The sequence below is a fragment of the Streptomyces sp. NPDC051320 genome (assembly GCF_040682175.1).
Classification (GTDB): domain Bacteria; phylum Actinomycetota; class Actinomycetes; order Streptomycetales; family Streptomycetaceae; genus Streptomyces.
The window spans coordinates 154341-174080 of record NZ_JBFBAL010000001.1; the positions used below are offsets into that span (position 1 = coordinate 154341).

The 19740-nt window shown below is 68.8% G+C and carries 14 protein-coding genes; 9 read left to right on the forward strand and 5 right to left on the reverse strand.

Annotated elements, in window-relative coordinates; translation table 11 throughout:
* Nucleotides 1–17: 17 nt before the first annotated feature.
* Nucleotides 18–212: a hypothetical protein gene (locus AB0M87_RS00725; RefSeq protein WP_365849839.1), complete on the reverse strand. Its 195-nt coding sequence runs from the start codon at nt 210–212 to the stop codon at nt 18–20.
* Between the two features lie 618 nt (nt 213–830).
* Here AB0M87_RS00725 and AB0M87_RS00730 point away from each other — a divergent pair.
* From AB0M87_RS00730 to AB0M87_RS00765, 8 genes are all read left to right on the forward strand, one after another.
* Entirely contained in the window at nt 831–4514 is a 3684-nt protein-coding gene (locus AB0M87_RS00730) for a nitrate- and nitrite sensing domain-containing protein (RefSeq protein ID WP_365848998.1), read from the forward strand.
* A 9-nt stretch (nt 4515–4523) separates the two neighbouring features.
* Entirely contained in the window at nt 4524–4937 is a 414-nt protein-coding gene (locus tag AB0M87_RS00735; protein WP_365849840.1) for a roadblock/LC7 domain-containing protein, read from the forward strand.
* Nucleotides 4938–5055: 118 nt separating this feature from the next.
* Entirely contained in the window at nt 5056–5463 is a 408-nt protein-coding gene (locus AB0M87_RS00740; protein WP_365849000.1) for a DUF742 domain-containing protein, read from the forward strand.
* Nucleotides 5444–6028: an ATP/GTP-binding protein gene (locus AB0M87_RS00745; RefSeq protein WP_365849001.1), complete on the forward strand. Its 585-nt coding sequence runs from the start codon at nt 5444–5446 to the stop codon at nt 6026–6028. The genes AB0M87_RS00740 and AB0M87_RS00745 overlap by 20 nt, the downstream gene beginning before the upstream one ends.
* 354 nt (nt 6029–6382) lie before the next feature.
* Nucleotides 6383–9634, forward strand: coding sequence for a nitrate- and nitrite sensing domain-containing protein (locus AB0M87_RS00750; protein ID WP_365849002.1), 3252 nt, complete (start codon nt 6383–6385; stop codon nt 9632–9634).
* Nucleotides 9635–9644: 10 nt separating this feature from the next.
* Nucleotides 9645–10058: a roadblock/LC7 domain-containing protein gene (locus tag AB0M87_RS00755; RefSeq protein ID WP_164260062.1), complete on the forward strand. Its 414-nt coding sequence runs from the start codon at nt 9645–9647 to the stop codon at nt 10056–10058.
* Between the two features lie 90 nt (nt 10059–10148).
* Nucleotides 10149–10691 carry a DUF742 domain-containing protein gene (locus AB0M87_RS00760; protein WP_365849003.1) on the forward strand — a complete coding sequence of 181 codons (543 nt, stop codon included), beginning with the start codon at nt 10149–10151 and terminating at the stop codon, nt 10689–10691.
* A complete protein-coding gene (locus AB0M87_RS00765) occupies nt 10672–11253 on the forward strand; it encodes an ATP/GTP-binding protein (protein ID WP_014048542.1) in 582 nt (193 codons plus the stop codon). The genes AB0M87_RS00760 and AB0M87_RS00765 overlap by 20 nt, the downstream gene beginning before the upstream one ends.
* 119 nt (nt 11254–11372) lie before the next feature.
* Here the strand turns inward: AB0M87_RS00765 and AB0M87_RS00770 are convergent, their stop codons facing one another.
* The 3 genes from AB0M87_RS00770 to AB0M87_RS00780 all read right to left on the reverse strand — a co-directional run bounded on the left by AB0M87_RS00770 (nt 11373) and on the right by AB0M87_RS00780 (nt 15637).
* Entirely contained in the window at nt 11373–11591 is a 219-nt protein-coding gene (locus AB0M87_RS00770; protein ID WP_365849004.1) for an acyl-CoA carboxylase subunit epsilon, read from the reverse strand.
* 18 nt (nt 11592–11609) lie between these two features.
* Nucleotides 11610–13193: an acyl-CoA carboxylase subunit beta gene (locus tag AB0M87_RS00775; RefSeq protein ID WP_365849005.1), complete on the reverse strand. Its 1584-nt coding sequence runs from the start codon at nt 13191–13193 to the stop codon at nt 11610–11612.
* 152 nt (nt 13194–13345) lie between these two features.
* On the reverse strand, nt 13346–15637 hold the full coding sequence (locus AB0M87_RS00780) for a polysaccharide lyase 8 family protein (RefSeq protein ID WP_365849842.1): 2292 nt from the start codon (nt 15635–15637) through the stop codon (nt 13346–13348).
* 319 nt (nt 15638–15956) lie between these two features.
* Here AB0M87_RS00780 and AB0M87_RS00785 point away from each other — a divergent pair, with 319 nt between their 5' ends.
* Nucleotides 15957–16565 (forward strand): YceI family protein, encoded by a 609-nt coding sequence (locus AB0M87_RS00785; protein ID WP_365849006.1) that lies wholly within the window; start codon nt 15957–15959, stop codon nt 16563–16565.
* 75 nt (nt 16566–16640) lie between these two features.
* On the opposite strand, the gene AB0M87_RS00790 is transcribed toward AB0M87_RS00785, so the two are convergent.
* Complete coding sequence (locus AB0M87_RS00790; RefSeq protein WP_365849008.1) at nt 16641–19706, reverse strand: glycoside hydrolase family 3 N-terminal domain-containing protein; 3066 nt, start codon at nt 19704–19706, stop codon at nt 16641–16643.
* Nucleotides 19707–19740: the final 34 nt, after the last annotated feature.

Genomic DNA, 19740 nt, shown 5'->3' on the forward strand with positions numbered 1-19740 from the left:
CTTGGTACCGCCGGCGGTCACTTACCCGCAGCGACCTGCGTCTGCTCCGGTACGTCCATCAGGATGGTGCGGCGGGGGTTGGCCGTTACGGTGGGCAGAGTGGCGGCGTGCTCCGGCTGCGCCGGCCGCTGCAGCTTCGCGGCGTCCGCGAGATGGGCCAGCGTGGTGCGGCGCGGGTTGGCAATATTGCGGAACAGCGTCGTCGTTTTCATCTGCTTGTTTCGGTCCTGTCGATCGGCGGCGCCGAGGGCGCCAATGTTGTCGGATTCGCCATCCCTGTAAACCGTCAGGCTAGACATCCGATTCCCCGCAGACCGGTGGGCAAGACAACGATCTAGGTGTGAGTTTGCTCACCACTAGAGGAATATTTCGGGCATCTCGGACGCCACCTGCGGACTGTGAATTCGGACATTACGCGCTTGAACCACTCATTTCGCTCCTGATCATCCCGACTGGGACACCCCCGGGCCGTAAGCAGTTCATAAGGTAATGTCGCTTTCATCCAAGAACCCTTTCTACGGCTCGTGACAAGGTGCTCACACCGTGTCAGAAAGGTCACAGGCCAGCACACGGGCCTTGTTGGAGATCCGGCACTGTGCTGGAATTCCACGCACTGCCGCGCAGTCGTTGTGACCATCACAGCCAGGCCGGCGCACGAGGGGCGCAGAACCGCGCCGAGTGGCGGCGGTGAAGGGGGATTAACGCCGGTCACCTACGACCACCATGGGGCGCGCCGCGCCCCACGACTCGACACCGTTCCACCGCCCGGCGGCGGAACGCCTGGTCCAGAGGTTGCGACGCTAGTGCAGGGACGTTTCAAGAGGGATGGCATGGGGCCTCCCCAGGCCCGCCAGGGCCGCGGGGAAGCTGCGGCGGAACAGGAGCCGCGCGGCGGGACCGACCGCGGCTTCTCGCCCCAGCACGCCCAGGCCCAGCAGAACCACGGCCCGGCCCCGGCCGGGGCCGGTGAGTCGAAGGCCCCCCAGGCGCCCAGGACCGCGCCGCCGGCTTCGCCGAAACCGGCGGGTCCGGTGAACACCGGCTCCCGAATAGCGCTGCGCAACTGGCACATCAGTACCAAGCTCGTCGCTCTGCTGACACTCCCCGTGGTCGCCTCGGCCACCCTGGGTGGCCTGAAGATCAACGAGTCGCTGAACAACATGCAGCAGCTGGACCACATGCAGCTGCTCACTCAGATGACGAAGCAGGCGACGGAGCTCGCCGCCGCGCTCCAGGAGGAGCGGGACAAGTCGGCCGGTCCGCTGGCGCACGGCGCGGGCGTCAATGACTTCAACGTCGCCGAGCCGCGCAAGAAGACCGACCTCGCCTACACCTCGTTCATCGACGGCACGTCGAACTTCGACAACGCGAAGCGCGACGACTCGATCGAGTCGATCCGCAACAGCCTCCGCGCCATCGCCACCAAGCTCGGCCGCCTCAAGGGCATCCGCAGCACCGCGTACCGGGGCGATGCCACCATCTCGCAGACGGTCACCGAGTACAGCGAGTTGATCAACTCACTGCTCGGCCTTTCGCAGGACATGGCGCAGGCGACCGCCAACCCTGAGATGATCAAGCGCACCCGTGCTCTGGCCGCCTTCTCCTCCGCCAAGGAGTACGCGTCGGAGCAGCGCGCGGTCATCTCCGCCGCTCTGCCGCCGAACAAGAAGGACCACGGTCATCTCGACGAGAGCGACCGGCTCTTCGCGGAATCCGCGTTGCAGAGTGAGGGCGACGCCCTCGACTCGTTCAGCCAGGTGTACCGGTACTCGGGCGACCCCGAGGCGCTGACGGCCCCGCTGGACACCGGTAACCCGGAGATCACCGCCGCCAGCCTCTATGCCAAGCATGTGCTGGAGAACAAGGACGGTCTGGCCAGCCAGGCTCCTCGTTCGTACAAGGACTGGTACGACGCGGACACCAACCGCATCACGGCCATGAACACCATCGAGGCCACCCTGCTCGGCGAGATGGAGCAGAAGGCCCGTTCACTGCGCAACGACGCCGAGCGCGCCGCGATCATCAACGCCGCGCTGATCGTGCTGATCCTGGGTGTTTCGCTGGTCGGGGCCTTTGTTGTCGCCCGGTCCATGATCCGCTCGCTGCGCCGGCTGCAGGACACCGCGACCAAGGTCGCCGGCGAGCGGCTGCCCGAGCTGGTCAAGCAGCTCTCCGAGTCGGACCCGCAGGACGTCGACACCTCCGTCGAGTCCGTCGGTGTGCACAGCCGGGACGAGATCGGACAGGTCGCCGCGGCCTTCGACGACGTGCACCGCGAGGCGGTCCGGCTCGCCTCCGAGCAGGCCATGCTGCGGGGCAACGTCAACGCGATGTTCACCAACCTCTCGCGCCGAAGCCAGGGACTCATCCAGCGTCAGCTCTCGCTCATCTCGGAACTCGAGTCGCGCGAGGCCGATCCGGATCAGCTGTCCTCGCTCTTCAAGCTCGACCACCTGGCGACCCGTATGCGCCGGAACGGTGAGAACCTCCTCGTCCTCGCGGGTGAGGAGCCGGGCCGCCGGTGGACCCGGCCGGTGCCGCTGGTCGACGTGCTGCGTGCCGCGGCGTCCGAGGTGGAGCAGTACGAGCGCATCGAACTGGCCGCGGTCCCCGCGACCGAGGTCGCCGGCCGCGTCGTCAACGACCTCGTCCACCTGCTCGCCGAGCTGTTGGAGAACGCGACGTCGTTCTCCTCGCCGCAGACCAAGGTGCGGGTCACCGGTCATGCGCTGCCCGACGGGCGGGTGCTGGTCGAGATCCATGACACCGGTATCGGCCTCTCCCCCGAGGATTTGGCCGCGATCAACGAGCGGCTCGCGTCGCCACCCACCGTCGACGTTTCCGTCTCGCGCCGGATGGGTCTGTTCGTGGTCGGCCGGCTGTCCCTGCGACACGGCATCCGTATCCAGCTGAGGCCGTCCGACTCCGGTGGGACGACCGCGCTGGTCATGCTGCCCGTGGATGTCGCCCAGGGTGGCAAGAAGGCGCCCGCCAAGCCCGGCGGTCCCGCCCAGCAGCAGATGCCGCAGCAGCCCGCCGGTTCCTCGGGACGGCTGAACGGCGGTGCCCAGCGCGGCCAGGTCGCCGGTGCGGGTCCGCGGGCGGCACTGCCCGCCCGGGACGGTGACCGGTCGATCCAGCCCGGTGGCCCGCAGCCGCAGGGCGGCGCCCCGCAGCGCGGTCTGCCGCAGGGCGCTCCGGCCCCCGCGATGAACGCGTTCGGTGCGGGCGCGCCCATGCCGCGCCGGTCCGGTCCCGGCAGTGACGGCCCGGGCCGCCCCCAGAACCCGGGAATCCAGAACCCGGGAAACCAGAATCAGGACGCCCTGAACCCCGGTAACCCCGGCTCCGGCCGGCCCCGCCCGCAGCAGCCGCGGCACGGCGGCGATTTCCCGCCCCCGGTGAGCCGCCAGCAGCAGCTCCCGCCCAACGGCCCCCGGGCCGAACTGCCGGGCGGCAACCCGCAGCCGCAGGCACCCCAGCGTCCGCAGACCACGAGCTGGGGCAGCGAGCAGCCGCCCCTCCCGCCGCGGTCGAATCCGGACGCCCCGCGGGGCCACGACGAGGCGGACTCCGGTTCCACCTCTCAGTACCGGCAGCCTGCGCCGCCGCGACGCCCGATGAACGGCGGCGACGACCGCAGCGACCGGCAGGGACCGGGCTCCACCGCCGAGTTCCAGCGTCCGGATTTCAACGCGCCGCCGCCCCAGCAGGACACCGGCCAGTTCCAGCGGCCGGGCCAGTTCCAGCGGTCCGACCTGTTCGAGCGTCCGGGCCAGTCCGAGCGATCGGGCCAGTTCGAGCGGTCCGACGTCTTCGAGCGTCCGGACGTCCGTGGCCCACAGCAGCCACAGCACCAAGAACCGCAGTACCAGGAGCCCCTGCCGCAGGATGCCGCGTCCACGACGCAGTTCCTGCGGCCGGACTTCAACGCTCCTCGTCCGCCCGCCCCGTCGGACGCTCCCGGGGGCGCACCCCGGCTCGGCGGCACCGACTTCGGCGCTCCGCGGCCACCGGCTCCCCACAGCCTGCCGCAGCAGCCCGAGTACGAGGCGCTGCCGCCGGCGTCCGATCCGGGCGACGGTCGCACGCCGCTGTACGACACGCTGGAGACCAACTGGTTCCACGGCGCGCAGTCCGCGAGGAACGCCGAGCCGCAGGCACCTTCCGTCCCCGAGCAGCCGGCGGCGGCCGCTCCCCAGGCGTCACGTCGCGAGCCCGTCAATGAGGGCGGCCCGAGCTCCGCATGGCGCTCGTCGCCCAATGACGAACTCGTACGGCAGGCGGAGCGGGCTAAGAAGCCCGCGGCCGGTGGTGTCACCACATCCGGTCTGCCCCGACGCGTACCGCGTGCCAACCTGGTGCCCGGTACCGCACAACAGCAGGCCCATCAGGCCGGTCCGCAGGTTTCGCGTGCGCCCGATGACGTACGCGGCCGGCTGACCAATCTCCGGCGCGGAATCCAACAGGGTCGCCAAGCCGGAACCGGCCCCTCTCACCAGCAGGAGCACTAGTTGAGCCCGATGAGCCAGGCGGCGCAGAATCTGAACTGGTTGATCACCAACTTCGTGGACAACACCCCCGGGGTGTCCCACACCGTGGTGGTCTCCGCCGACGGACTCCTTCTGGCGATGTCCGAAGGCTTTCCGCGGGACCGTGCCGACCAGTTGGCGGCGGTGGCTTCCGGGTTGACCTCGCTCACCGCGGGGGCGTCCCGGATCTTCGAAGGCGGTGATGTCGCGCAGACCGTGGTCGAGATGGAGCGTGGCTTCCTCTTCCTGATGTCGGTCTCCGACGGCTCGTCCCTGGCCGTTCTGTCCCACCCGGAGTGCGACATCGGTCTGGTGGGTTACGAGATGGCCCTCCTGGTCGACCGTGCGGGCAGCGTCCTCACCCCGGACCTGCGCGCCGAACTCCAAGGGAGTCTGCTCCACTAGCCAGTGCCGCCCCGGTTTCCGCCCGCACGTTCGTACCTACCGCCCGGCCGCATACCGACCCCCCCACCGGCCCAGTTCAGACGGCATTCGACCAACCGCTGTCACGCCCGGAGGATCAATGACCCCGCCCCCCGCCTCGCACGATCAGTACGGTGCTCTGCACGACGCGTCGTACGACAGTGAGGGCGACCAGCCACTGGTACGTCCGTACGCCATGACCGGCGGCCGGACCAGGCCGCGTTACCAGCTCGCCATCGAGGCGCTGGTGAGCACCACGGCCGACCCGGTGCACCTCGCGGGCCTGCTCCCCGAACACCAGCGGATATGCCACCTGTGCCGTGAGGTCAAGTCGGTGGCGGAGGTGTCGGCGCTGCTGTCGATGCCGTTGGGCGTTGCCCGGATCCTCGTCGCCGACCTGGCCGAGGCCGGCATGGTGGCCATCCACCAGCCGGGCAATGGAGAGGCCGGCGGCACGCCGGACGTGACACTGCTCGAAAGGGTGCTCAGTGGACTTCGCAAGCTCTAGCGACGGCGGGGCGGCGAGAGCGACCACCTCGGCGAAGATCGTGGTGGCAGGGGGCTTCGGCGTGGGCAAAACCACGTTCGTCGGCGCCGTCTCGGAGATCAACCCGCTGCGTACCGAGGCCGTCATGACGTCGGCATCGGCAGGCATCGACGACCTCACGCACACCGGGGACAAGACCACCACGACGGTGGCCATGGACTTCGGCCGCATCACCCTGGACCAGGACCTCATCCTGTACCTGTTCGGCACCCCCGGCCAGGACCGCTTCTGGTTCATGTGGGACGACCTGGTCCGCGGCGCCATCGGCGCCGTCGTCCTGGTCGACACCCGCCGGCTGTCCGACTGCTTCCCCGCGGTCGACTACTTCGAGAACTCGGGCCTGCCCTTCGTCATCGCCCTCAACGGCTTCGACGGCCACCAGCCCTACACCCCCGACGAAGTCCGCGAAGCCCTGCAGATCGGCCCCGACACCCCCATCCTCACCACCGACGCCCGCCACCGCGCGGACGCCAAGAGCGGACTGATCACCCTCGTCGAGCACGCCCTGATGGCACGCCTCAAGTAGCTGTTGATCTACGGTAGTTGAGACAGGCAGGTCGCAGCGGGGTGGACCGGGACGGGCTGTGTCGTTTGACACGGTCCGCCTCCGTGTTCATAACGTTTCGACAGAGAATTCATTCGCTGCGGATACACCTTGCACTCGATCGGTGCCGCTCCGCTCACATCGGCCTCTGCTTTTGGCGTGGCTCGCTCTTTATGACCGTTTTATCTGAGGCGTGCACCACTCGTAACGGCTTGCTCCACCTGTTTGGAGCGATGCCGTTCGACGTGCTGGAATTCGACGAACCCGCGAGTAGATACGGCTCTGAACGATAAATCGGCACAGCGTTGGTGCCGACGCCGAGAGGTTGTTGGTCGAGTGAGGCGAAGCAAAAACAGCTCCGCGGCGGAGCAGTCAAGGGGTAACTTCACCCCGCCGTCGCGGACAATGACGTCTCCTGCCGGCCGGACCGGAGCCGTGCCCCCCGTCAAGGGCGGTGACAACGGCAGCACCGGCGGTGGCAGCGGCAGCCGGATGTCGCCACGCAACTGGCGTGTGCCCACCAAGCTCAACGCGATCCTGCTCATTCCTGTGGTCGTCGGCTTGGTCATGGGCGGTTTCCAGGTCAAGAGCTCTATCGACACCTGGAACGAGGCACAGGACGCGGAGCGCGTCGCACTCGTCGTTCGTGCCGCGTCCGGATACAGCCAGGCGCTGCTCAATGAGCGCGACCTCACCGCCCAGCCGCTGCTGTCCAACAAACGGGACAGCCAGGTCGTCACCAACGCCTACGCCGACACCGACGCCGCTGCGCAGAAGTTCGACGCGGCCGTGAAGAACCTCCCGAAGACCGAGCGCCTCACCCGTCGTCTCAAGCTCTTCCGCGACGAGGAGCCCAACCTCGCCGGGATACGGAAGACCGCCTACGCCGAAGCTCTCGACCCGGTGAAGACCGAGGAGGGCTACGTCTCGGTCCAGCACTCGCTGATGGAGTTCTCCAATGAGCTCGGTCTCGGCACCGGCAACATCACCAGTTACGGCCGTACGGTCTACGCCATCCAGCTGGCCAAGGCCGCGGAATCGCTCCAGCGGTCCATCGGCATGCACCTGCTGCTGCGGCCCAGCCAGGACACCACGAAGTTCCGTGCGCAGGCCGTCGCCTTCAACTCCTACAACTACCTCGAGCAGATCGCCCTCGGCGAATACATCTCCGGTGGCACGCAGGCGGACAGCGACACGCTGAAGACGGTCATGGCCGGCAAGGTGGCCGCGGGCCAGAAGCAGCTCGCCGCCGCCAAGAAGAAGGCCGCGGCGGCGGGCGTGCCGTTCGTGGCTCCGCCGTCCAAGGGCGGCTCGGTCTTCGACGGAATGGCCGCGGAGATCGGCAAGGGCCAGACCCCCGACGCCCTGATGCACCAGGGCATCACGCCACAGAGCTGGATGGCCGCCGCGACCGCCAAGTTCGACGGCTACACCGAGATCGAGAACGGCCTTGTCAACAAGGCGGTGGCAGACGCGGGCGCTATTTCCAGCAACGCCAAGAACGACGCCATCACCAACGGCGCCATCGTTCTGGTCGCGTTGCTCGCCGCCTTCGTGCTGGCCGGCATGATGGCGCGGCAGATGAGCCGCGCGATGCGTCAGCTGCGGACCGCCGCCTTCGGCATCGCCGAGCAGCGGCTGCCGATGCTCGTCGACCAGCTCTCGCGCACCGAGCCGGGCCGGGTGGACACCCGCGTACAGCCCATCCCGATCAACACCCAGGACGAGATCGGCGAGGTCGCCAGGGCCTTCGACCAGGTCCACCGGGAGGCCGTCAGGCTCGCCGCCGAGCAGGCCATGCTGCGGGGCAACGTCAACGCGATCTTCACCAACCTGTCGCGTCGCAACCAGTCCCTCATCGAGGGCCAGCTGACGCTGATCACCGACCTGGAGAACAACGAGGCCGACCCCGAACAGCTGGAGAGCCTCTTCCGGCTGGATCACCTGGCCACCCGGATGCGCCGCAACGGCGAGAACCTCCTGGTGCTCGCCGGCGAGGAGCCGGGACGCCGCTGGAACCAGCCGGTTCCGCTGGTCGACGTACTCCGTGCCGCTGCTTCCGAGGTCGAGTCGTACGAACGCATCGAGCTGACCGGGGTCCCCGAGACGGAGATCCACGGCCAGGCCGTGACCGACCTGGTGCACCTGCTGGCCGAACTGCTGGAGAACGCCACCACGTTCTCCTCGCCGCAGACCAGGGTGCGCGTCACCGCGACCCGTCTCCCCGACAACCGGGTGATGATCGAGATCCACGACAAGGGCATCGGCCTCACCGCCGAGGACTTCGCGGACATCAACCACAAGCTGGCCAATCCACCCACGGTGGACGCGGCCATCTCCCAGCGGATGGGCCTCTTCGTGGTCGGCCGCCTCGCCGACCGGCACGGCGTACGGGTCCAGCTGCGCCCCTCGGGCGAACAGGCGGGTACCACCTCACTGGTGATGCTCCCCGACGCCATCACCCACGGTGGCGGTGGCGAGCCCCTGCCGGCGGACAACTTCACGGTCTCCTCGATCATCCCGGAGCAGGCGTCCTTCGAGACCGCGCCGCTGCGCACGGCGGCCGAACTCGGCTTCGACGACACTCAGTACGGCGACTCCGACGCCAGTGACCTGGACCCGGTCAACCGTTCGCTGATGCGCGAGGAACGCCGGGCGGCGCTCGGCGCGCAGACCTCGGCGGGTGAACAGCCGCCGTTCCGTGACGAACTGCCCACCGGTTCGCGTCAGCCCTACGGGCAGTCCGAGTACGAGCAGTACGACCAGGCACAGCAGTACAACCAGGCGGAGCAGTACAACCCGGCAGAGCAGTACAACCAGGCGGAGCAGTACGCGCCGTACCCGCCGGAGGCTCCGCAGCCCCAGCAGACGTCGTACGAGCAGAACGGCTACCCGGCCCCCGACGGCTACTCCGAGCCGATCTATCCGGAATCCGGCTACCCGGATCGGGAGCCCGCCCGGCCGCAGTACGGGAACGCCTTCGACCCCCAGCCCCACCAGGATGACTGGCCAGGTCAGGCGGCTTACCAGGACGGCTACGAGGCGGCCTACCGACCGGAAGCGGAATCTGTCCCGAGCGCTCCCGCTGACGCCTCGGAACGCGTAGGCTCTGATCGACCGGGACCGTCTCCGAGCACTTCCCACGAACTCACCGACGCCGGGCTTCCCCGTCGCGGCGGCCAGCCGCAGGCACCGAAGGCGGAGCCCGCAGAGCAGAACGGCAGCAGCGGGAACGGCACCGGCAACGGGAACGGCAGCGCGAACGGCAACGGACCCGAGGACTGGCGTTCGTCCAACGACGAGCGCTGGCACCGGGCCGAGAAGCTGCGCGAGCCGAAGGCCGGCGGGGTCACCCCCTCCGGTCTCCCCCGGCGGGTGCCCAAGGCCAACCTGGTCGAGGGCAAGGCCGAGCAGACCCCACAGGGCGGCCCCCAGGTCTCCCGCGCGCCCGAGGACGTCCGGGGCAGGTTGAGCAACCTGCACCGGGGTGTGCTGCGGGGGCGTAACGCAGGCAGTGACACGAACGGTCAGGCCACTGGGAATCACCACAGTGGTCCTGACAGCAGCACCTACAACCAGGAGCGTTAGTGTGAGCCCGATGAGCCAGGCGGCGCAGAACCTGAACTGGTTGATCACCAACTTCGTGGACAACACCCCCGGGGTGTCCCACACCGTGGTGGTCTCCGCCGACGGACTCCTTCTGGCGATGTCCGAGGGGTTCCCGCGTGACCGCGCCGACCAGTTGGCGGCGGTCGCTTCCGGGTTGACCTCGCTCACCGCGGGGGCGTCCCGGATCTTCGAAGGCGGTCATGTGAATCAGACCGTTGTGGAGATGGAGCGAGGATTCCTCTTCATCATGTCCGTCTCGGACGGCTCCTCGCTGGCCGTACTCGCACATCCGGAGGCCGACATCGGTCTGGTTGGGTACGAAATGGCCCTTCTGGTGGATCGTGCGGGCAGCGTCCTCACCCCGGACCTGCGCGCCGAGCTCCAGGGAAGTCTTCTCAACTAGCAATACAGACCGTGCGTTTCTCGTCACCGCACCATATGGTGCGGTGGCGCGGCTCCACAGGAACAGCGATCGGCAGTCGGAGGAGGAAACGTGGCAACACCCCCAGGCGGTTACCCCTACCACGGTGGACCGGGAGAATACGACCGGGACCGCTTCAACTTTCCCTCCACGCCCGGCAGACAGGTCCAGCAGCCCTACCGGCCACAGCCCGAGCCGCCGTCACCGTACGACCAGCCGCCCCGCATCATGCCCGTGCAGCCCCGCCGGGCTCCGGAGCCGCAGCGGGCGACCCACAACCCTCTGGTGCGCCCGTACGCGATGACCGGTGGCCGGACCCGGCCGCGTTACCAGCTCGCCATCGAGGCACTGGTCAGCACCACGGCCGATCCGTCGCGGCTGCAAGGGCAGTTGCCCGAGCATCAGCGGATCTGCCGGCTCTGTGTCGAGATCAAGTCGGTTGCCGAGATCTCGGCGCTTCTCACGATTCCCCTCGGCGTCGCCCGGATCCTCGTCGCCGATCTGGCGGAGGCCGGTCTTGTCGCCATTCATCAGCCCGGTGGCGACAATGCCGCCGGCGGCCAGCCAGATGTGACACTGCTCGAAAGGGTGCTCAGTGGACTTCGCAAGCTCTAGCGGCGGTGCAGCCCGCTCCACTACCTCCGCGAAGATCGTGGTGGCAGGGGGCTTCGGCGTGGGCAAAACCACGTTCGTCGGCGCCGTCTCGGAGATCAACCCGCTGCGTACCGAGGCCGTCATGACGTCGGCCTCAGCAGGCATCGACGACCTCACGCACACCGGGGACAAGACCACCACGACGGTGGCCATGGACTTCGGCCGCATCACCCTGGACCAGGACCTCATCCTGTACCTGTTCGGCACCCCCGGCCAGGACCGCTTCTGGTTCATGTGGGACGACCTGGTCCGCGGCGCCATCGGCGCCGTCGTCCTGGTCGACACCCGCCGCCTCGCCGACTGCTTCCCCGCGGTCGACTACTTCGAGAACTCGGGCCTGCCCTTCGTCATCGCCCTCAACGGCTTCGACGGCCACCAGCCCTACACCCCCGACGAAGTCCGCGAAGCCCTGCAGATCGGCCCCGACACCCCCATCCTCACCACCGACGCCCGCCACCGCGCGGACGCCAAGAGCGCGCTGATCACCCTCGTCGAGCACGCCCTGATGGCACGCCTGCGGTAGACCGCGCCCACCTCCGCCAACGCGAAGGCCCGCGCTCACTACGGAGCGCGGGCCTTCGCGTTGGCGGGTACGGCCGCTGGATGAGCGGGAGAGGACCGCCGGGTGGGCGTGGTGGGCCGTCAGCCCTGCCAGGAGTGCGGAGCCCGGAAGCCCGGCGTCCGCTCCAGCCGTCGCCAGCCCGCCGTGGAGCGGACCGAGATCGCCGGGACTCCGGCCTCCGGCCGCGTGCCCGCGCGGGCCAGCAGAATCGCCGTGATCGCGGCCAGCTCTTCCGGCTCCGCGTGGCCCTTCTCGACCCGCAGCAGCGAAGCGGTGGCGCCAGGTGTGGGGATGCTCAAGGGGTGTCTCCCGGTGGCTTACTGGGGCGGGTTGCCGTGTTTGCGGGACGGCAGGTCGGCGTGCTTGGTCCGCAGCATCGCCAGCGAGGCGATGAGCACCTCGCGGGTCTCGGCCGGGTCGATCACGTCGTCGACCAAGCCGCGTTCCGCGGCGTAGTAGGGGTGCATCAGCTCGGCCTTGTATTCCTTGACCATGCGGGCGCGCATGGCGTCCGGATCGGTGGCCTCGGCGATCTGTTTGCGGAAGATGACGTTGGCGGCGCCCTCGGCGCCCATCACCGCGATCTCGTTGGTCGGCCAGGCGTAGGTGAGGTCGGCGCCGATGGACTGGGAGTCCATGACGATGTAAGCACCTCCGTAGGCCTTCCGCAGGATCAGGGAGATGCGGGGCACGGTGGCGTTGCAGTACGCGTAGAGCAGTTTCGCGCCGTGGCGGATGATGCCGCCGTGTTCCTGGTCCACACCGGGCAGGAAGCCGGGTACGTCCAGGAGAGTGACGATCGGGATGTTGAACGCGTCGCACATCTGCACGAAGCGGGCGGCTTTCTCGGACGCCTCGATGTCCAGGACCCCGGCCAGCGCCTGCGGCTGGTTGGCGACGATGCCCACGACCTGGCCGTCCAGCCGGGCCAGCGCGCAGATGATGTTGCGGGCCCACCGCTCGTGGATCTCCAGGTAGTCGCCGTCGTCGACGAGCTCCTCGATCACCTGGTGCATGTCGTAGGGGCGGTTCCCGTCGGCCGGGACCAGGTCCAGCAGTACCTCCGAGCGCCGGTCGACCGGGTCCTCGCTGGGGTGCGCGGGCGGGTTCTCCCGGTTGTTCGAGGGCAGCATCGAGATGAGGTAGCGCACCTCGGCGAGGCAGGTCTCCTCGTCGTCGTACGCGAAGTGCGCGACGCCGGAGGTCTCGGCGTGCACGTCCGCGCCACCGAGCCCGTTCTGGGTGATCTCCTCACCGGTCACCGCGCGGACCACGTCCGGGCCGGTGATGAACATCTGTGAGGTCTCCCGGACCATGAACACGAAGTCGGTCAGCGCCGGGCTGTAGGCCGCGCCGCCCGCGCACGGGCCGAGCATCACACTGATCTGCGGGATGACACCCGAAGCCCGCGTGTTGCGCTGGAAGATCCCGCCGTATCCGGCGAGCGCGGAGACACCCTCCTGGATCCGGGCGCCCGCACCGTCGTTCAGCGACACCAGCGGTGCGCCCGCCGAGATCGCCATGTCCATGATCTTGTGGATCTTCGTGGCGTGGGCCTCGCCCAGCGCCCCGCCGAAAATCCGGAAGTCGTGTGCGTACACGAAGACCGTGCGGCCCTCGACCGTGCCCCACCCGGTGATCACACCGTCGGTGTACGGCTTCTTCGCCTCCAGCCCGAACCCGGTCGCCCGGTGCCGGCGCAGCTGCTCGACCTCCTTGAACGATCCCGGATCCACCAACAGCTCGATACGCTCCCGGGCGGTCAGCTTGCCCTTGGCGTGCTGGGCCTCCGTCGCCCGCTCGCTGGGCCCACGCCGCGCCTGCTCGCGCAGGGCGAGCAGCTCGGCCACCCGGCCACGCGTGTCGGAGGGCTCACCCGCGGTCTCGTCCAAAACGGTCATGGATCGACCTTACGAACTCCACCAAGAAAAAACGCAGTGGACTTCACACAGTCTCCTGACCAGTTTCCTGGTAGCCATGGACAGAAGACCCCTACTGTTCAGCCTAAGTACCAGCCCAGGACGGGTGTCCGTTGTGGAGTTTCCACAACGGGTCAGCTGAGGGATACCTCACAGCCATGGGTGCCGCCTGCCGTCCCCGGGGTGATCCGCAGCCGCAGCGAGCGTCCGGTGGACAGCACCTGTACGGACGGGTCGGCGCTGCTGACCCGGCGCACCGGATGGTTCCAACTGATCTCCAGCGGTCGGCCGGTGCGGGGCGGCTCGCTGATGTGCAGGGTGGCCGTGCGCCCGCTGCGCCTGAGCAGCACGCTCGCCGGGGCGGTGGCGGTGAGCGGGCCCACCGTACCGGCCTGCCAGAAGTTCGCCGCGGTCAGCCCCAGTGAGTGGATGGCGACGGACTGCTGCTCCGCGGTGTTGGCGAGGATCTCCAACCAGCCGCGGTCGGCTGCTCGGGCGGCCACCCTACGCCGTGCGGCGCCGGGCATCAGCAGGTACACGTATGCCGCGTCCGTCGGATCCATGCCGTGGTCGAGCCAGAGAGTCTGGTAGGTCCGGGTCTGCCGTTCGGTGGAACTGGTGGTGTTGATGTCGCTCCATGCCCCGGTGCGCGTGTCGCGCAGCGTGCGCAGAGCATCGGTGGAGCCGGGGAAGACCCAGCCGCCGTGCCCCTCCAGGTGCGCCCAGCGCGGTCTGTGGCGTTCGTCGACGGTGAGCGCGCCGGTCCCCCCGGCACCGAGGTTGCGGTTGTCGACGACCGTCTCGACCGGGACACCGTCGGTTGCCGTGATGCCCGCGCCGAGACAGATCACGGCGTCTGCCGCGCAGAACCAGGACTTACGGGCCTGGAGGGTCGAGCTCAGCCCCTTCACATGCTGGCCGACGGCCGCGAACTCTCCGTCGCTCGCCCCGCCCACCCACCGCACGGCGGGTTTGGCGGCGCCCCACTCACCGCCCGCCCGGTCGGCGAGTCGCTTGGTGGACACGGTCGTTCCGGGCAGCCGGTAGGGGTCGACGGTGGGCCAGAACCAGTCCGTGTACTGGTCGTTGGCCTGATCCTCGGGCCACCAGTAGAGCATTCCGGCCCCGGTGTGCCAGCCGTGCGGGTTCTCGCCGTTGCCGCACTCGTAGTACGAGATCCGCTCCGAGCACATGGAGATGTTGGCGGCCCAGCCCGGACGCCGGTGCACCGCCCGGTCCATGGACGCGAAGAGTCGGTGCCCGACCGGCTCGGGAGTCGGCGCCACCGCGGTGTCGGCGACCGCCTGGAGCCGGGACAGGTCCGCGACGCCGAACTGGGGCGAGGTGAGAATCGGAGTCACCTTGTCCCGCTCGATCCAGCCCTTGATCATGCCCTGCCAGCGCAGCCGCTCGGCGTCGGACGCCCCGCCTGCGATGACGGCCATGGCGGCGATCAGCGCCTTCCCGTGGAAGTGGTCGCTGCGCATCACGTGCTGGTCGTCGCTCTTGAGGTAACCCCGGCTGATCGCCCGGCCGTTGACGCTGTCCATCGCCAGGCCGTTGTAGATCATCGGTGCATAGGCGTGCTCGACGCTGTCGAGGATGATCTGCCGGTTCGGATCGGTGACCGCCCAGCTGGAACCGGCGAGCAGGGTGAAGAGTCTGCCCAGACCGTCGAGCATGACCTGTCCGTACGTACCCGAGTAGGCGATCGACGTGTGCTGGATGAAGGAGCCGTCGGTGTAGAGCCCGTCCCCCGTGACCACGTACGGGAAGACGGGGGACAGCGCGTCGCGGGCCAGGGCGATCTTCTCCGGTGCGCGCCCGTTGACGCCCCGCATCGCGACCGAGCGGCAGAGGTCGACGCGGTTGGCGCCGGTCGACGTCCCCGAGTAGTCGGCGAGGACCGAGTCGGGGATGAAGTGGTCGACGGCCGCGCAGGCCTGCTGGATCTGCGGGTCGCTGAGCCGGTCGTACACCGCGGCGACCAGGTCCATCAGCAGCCGGGGGCTGCCGATCTGCCATTCCCACCAGTTCCCGTACGGCTTGGTCGTGGGGCGGTAGATCGTCGCGGAGAGGTGGTCCATCCCGGCGATGACGTCGGCGAGGAGCGCCGGGTCGCCGGTGAGGCCGGTGCCGTTCTGCAGATAGGCCTGGGTCATCGTCCACAGCCGGCTGTAGCTCTGGGTGATACCGGACGGCGGATCGAACGGGTAGTCCGCCCACAGCGAGTTGGCCGTCGGGGTCATGGAGTCCCGGAAAGCGGTGGCGAGTTCACCGGTCGCCCTGAGCCGTGTCGCATACGGCTCGGTGGCCGCGTCGTAGCCCGTACCGAGCGAGAGGTCCAGCCACCGGGCCCGCAGCGCCGCGTACTCGTCGTCGCTCGCAGCCGCCGGTGACCCCGGGGCGGCTGCGGCCTGCGACACGGCGCCGAGGGTGAGGATGCCCGCCCCCGCCGTGGTGAGGAAGGTGCGGCGGGACCAGTGGCTGGACCAACGGGGCAGCAGGGGCACAGCGGACTCCTGTGGGCGGAGGGGCGGTGATCGGCTATGGCCGGTCTAGCAGCGGTACCCGGGACTGAGCAATGGTCCGGACACAGCAATCAGAAAGCGCTTGCCCTGCGCTTGCCCTCAGTCGAGTCCCGAAGTTGTTGAACTTTGAACGAGATGGGTCTATGGTTGTCGTTGAAGGCTAAACAACATTGCCGGTCACCACCCGGGCCGCCCGACAACTCACGGAGGAGCCATGGCTCTGTTCAACCGCAACAACCCGACCGCCGAGGCCACTGCCACCACTCCCGAGGTGGACCCCGCACTGGCCGCCCTGTCCGGTGACTACACGATCGACGCGGCGCACAGCAGCATCGGTTTCGTCGTCCGGCACGCCATGGTCACCAATGTCCGCGGCTCCTTCGCCGAGCACGAGGGCCGACTGCACCTCGACGGCGCCGACCCGGCCAACTCCACCGCGGCCATTGACGTAAAGATCGAAAGCATCGACACCGGTATGGCTGACCGCGACGGCCATCTGCGCAGCGGCGACTTCTTCGACGCCGAGCAGTTCCCGCACATGACTTTCCGCTCCACGCACGCCGAGTACCTGGGCGGCGACAAATACCGGATGACGGGTGACCTGTCCATCAAGGACGTCACCAAGCCACTCGCCATCGACCTCGAGTTCAACGGCGCGGCCACCGACGTGTACGGCAACCAGCGCGTCGGCTTCGAGGGCAGTGCCGAGATCCTGCGCTCCGACTGGGGTCTGACCTGGAACGCCGCACTGGAGACCGGTGGCGTCATGGTCAGCGACAAGGTCAGGCTGACCTTCGACATCTCGGCGATCAGGTCCGCCTGACACCTGACACCCGGCACATGAGGGTGGGGCGGCACTCCCGAGGGAGTGCCGCCCCATGCTGTCCGGGAACGCGGGTCAGGCCGCCCGGTAGGCCGCTGTCAGCTTGGCGATCGCTCCCTTCAGGTCACCGGTCAGCAGCAGATGGTCCGCTTCGGCGAACGGCTTGGACGAGGCCGCGGTGATGTGGTCGCCGATCTTCTGCTGGACGATCCGGCGGGCCGCCGTTGCCACGGCCCGGCCGGCGGGCGAGTCGGCCTTCACCAGGTGTGCGGCCAGCGACAGCACGGTCAGCGCGGCCCGGCCGCCGTGCGGGACCGGCTTCAGTGTGGTGAGGCCCCAGCCGTACGGGAACTGCGGGTCGTACGTCGCGTCGCCGACGTTGATCGGCAGCTGCGACGCCGACTTGGGCCAGGTCAGCGGGAGCTGGCCGGTGAACGGCTGCTTCCCGTACAGCACGTCGGCGACGCCGTCGCCCTCCGTGCCGGGCAGCCAGGAGGCGACCAGCGCGTCGATGTCACCGAGCTGGTCCCCGATGAGCTGCGGGCGGCCCGAGACGATCAGCACCGCGCACTTCATCGCGGCGCAGACCTTGTCCACCGCCGCCTTGTCGGCCGGCGTGAGTTCCAGGTCGTTGCCGTTGCCGACGTCACCGACGCCCTCCGCGTACGGGGTCTCGCCGACGACCACGACGCCCACGTCGTAACCGTCCGTGGAGGCCGAGGCGTCCTTGGAGTAGGTCACCGATGAGGCGTCCTTCTTCATGCCGTCCAGGATGGTCGTGCCGGTGGTGATGTTGCCGGAGGAGCCCTGCCAGGAGACGGTCCAGCCGCCCGCCTGGTTGCCGATGTCGTCGGCGTTGGAACCCGCCACGTACACCTTCTGCGAGGACTTGAGCGGCAGCACGCCGCCCGCGTTCTTCAGCAGGACCTGGGACTTGGCGGCCGCGTCGCGGGCGGCCGCGCGGTGCTCCGGCGAGCCGATCCTGTCGGCGTTCGAGGTGTCCGCGTACGGCTTCTCGAAGAGGCCGAGCTGGAACTTCTGGGTCAGGATGCGGGAGACCGCGTCGTCGATGCGGGACTGCGGGATGTTGCCCGCGGCTACTTCGCCCTCCAGGGTCGAGGTGAAGTTCTTGTAGTTGGTCGGGACCATGATCATGTCGAGCCCGGCGTTGATCGACGTACGGACGTCGCTCGCGTAGTCACCGGGGATCTGGTCGATCGCCGCGTAGTCGCTGATCACGAAGCCCTTGAAGCCCATCTTCTGCTTGAGGACGCCGTTGATCATCGCCGCGTCGGCGTGCATCTTCACCGCGGGCTCGCCGTCGCCGATGATGTCGAGCGAGGAGTAGGACGGCATCACGGTGCCGATACCGCGCTTGACCGCTTCACCGAAGGGCGCCAGGTGGACGGCTTCCAGCTCCTGCCGGGTGACCTTGGTGACGCCCTGGTCGATGGTGTACGAACCGGTGGTGGACGAGCCGTACTCGGTGCCGCCGTCACCCACGAAGTGCTTGGCGGTGGCCAGCACCTTGTCGTTGCGGTCCAGGTCCTTGCCGGAGGCGTCGCCCTGCATGCCCTGGATCACCGTCTCCATGGAGGAGACCAGGGCCGGGTCCTCGCCGAAGGACTCGTAGGTACGGCCCCAGCGCTCGTCGCGCGAGACGCACAGGCAGGGCGCGAAGTCCCAGGGGATGCCGGTGGCCCGGACCTCGGACGCGGTGACCGCGCCCTCCTTCTCGGCGACCGAGGGGTCGCGGGTCGCGCCGATGCCGATGTTGTGCGGGAAGATCGTCGAACCGACCACGTTGTTGTGGCCGTGCACCGCGTCCACCCCGTAGATCAGCGGAATCTGGAAGCGGGTCGCCTGGGCACGCAACTGGTAGCCGTCGACCATCTTGGCCCAGGCCGCGGGGGTGTTGGGGGTGGGCACCGAGCCGCCGCCGGAGAGCAGCGAGCCGAGTCCGTAGGACGCGATATCACCCTGCGAGGAGAGCGCGTTGCGCTCGGCCTGGGTCATCTGACCGGCCTTCTCCTCGGGTGACATCCGGGAGAGCAGGTCTGCGACGCGCTTCTTCACCGGCAGCCTGGCATCGAGGTACGGGAGCCCGTGGGCGTCGATGACGACCTGCGGGGTCTCCGTGGGGGCCTTGGCTCCCGTGACGGTGAGCTTGACCGGGATCGTCTCGGCCGGCTCGGCGGCCTTGTCCTTCGTGGTGGCGACCGTGACGGTCTGCGATGCGCCCGACGGCGTACCGGCGGGGAAGGTCACCGTGCCGGAGACCGGTGTGTAGTCCCTGCCGGATTCGGCGGTGCCGCCCTCGGTGGTGTAGTCGACGGTGACGGGCTCGGTGATCGGTGCGGACGCCGTGGTGGCCAGCCCGATCTTCACGGCGGCGCTGCCGCCCTCCTTGACCGGGTAGACCGCCGCGTCGGTGGTCACCTTCGCCGAGAGCGCCGGGTCGGCCTTGCCGTACAGCTCGACGTCGTCCATCGCGAACCGGCCCTTGACGCCGGTGGGCAGAGTGAGTGCGTAGCCCCACATCGCGTTGAGGCCGAGCACCTGGTCGATGCCGCCGACCGGCTGGTAGTCGGTGCGGTAGGTGAAGTCCGCGAAGGGGATCTCGACCTGGTGCCAGCCTTCCCAGTCGTCGGTGAAGGATGTGGTCCACAGTTCGGACGCCTCGCCGTTGGCGCCGCCGTCCTTGATCTCGAAGGAGATCTTCTTGCCGGAGCCGGGCGGCAGCGGCGCGGTGTTCTGGCCGTACCACCAGAAGCGGATGCCCTTGCTGGCCGACCAGTCGTGGGCGGGTTCGGCGGCCGCGAAGTCGTGCGAGAAGCCGCCGTATCCGCTGATGTCGTAGGAGCCTTCGAGGACCTTGGCGCCCTCGGGGGCGTCGCTGCGGTCCGTCAGGGCCAGGGTGGGGCTGTCGTCGCTGTCACCACCCCAGGTGAAGATGCCGTCGGCCGGCTGGCCGGCGAAGGGCACTTCACCCTCGAAACGGTCGACCGGGACGGGCGGCGGGTCGTCGGCTGCGGCACTCGCCCCCGCTCCGGCGAGCGGCAGCAGCGCGGCGAGTACGGCGGCTGCGGCGAGCGCCGCGGTTCTGGGTCTCACTCCTGTACGTGTCCGGGCACGAGGCACTTACGGCTCCTTGGTCGCAGGGAAAACGTGCGGA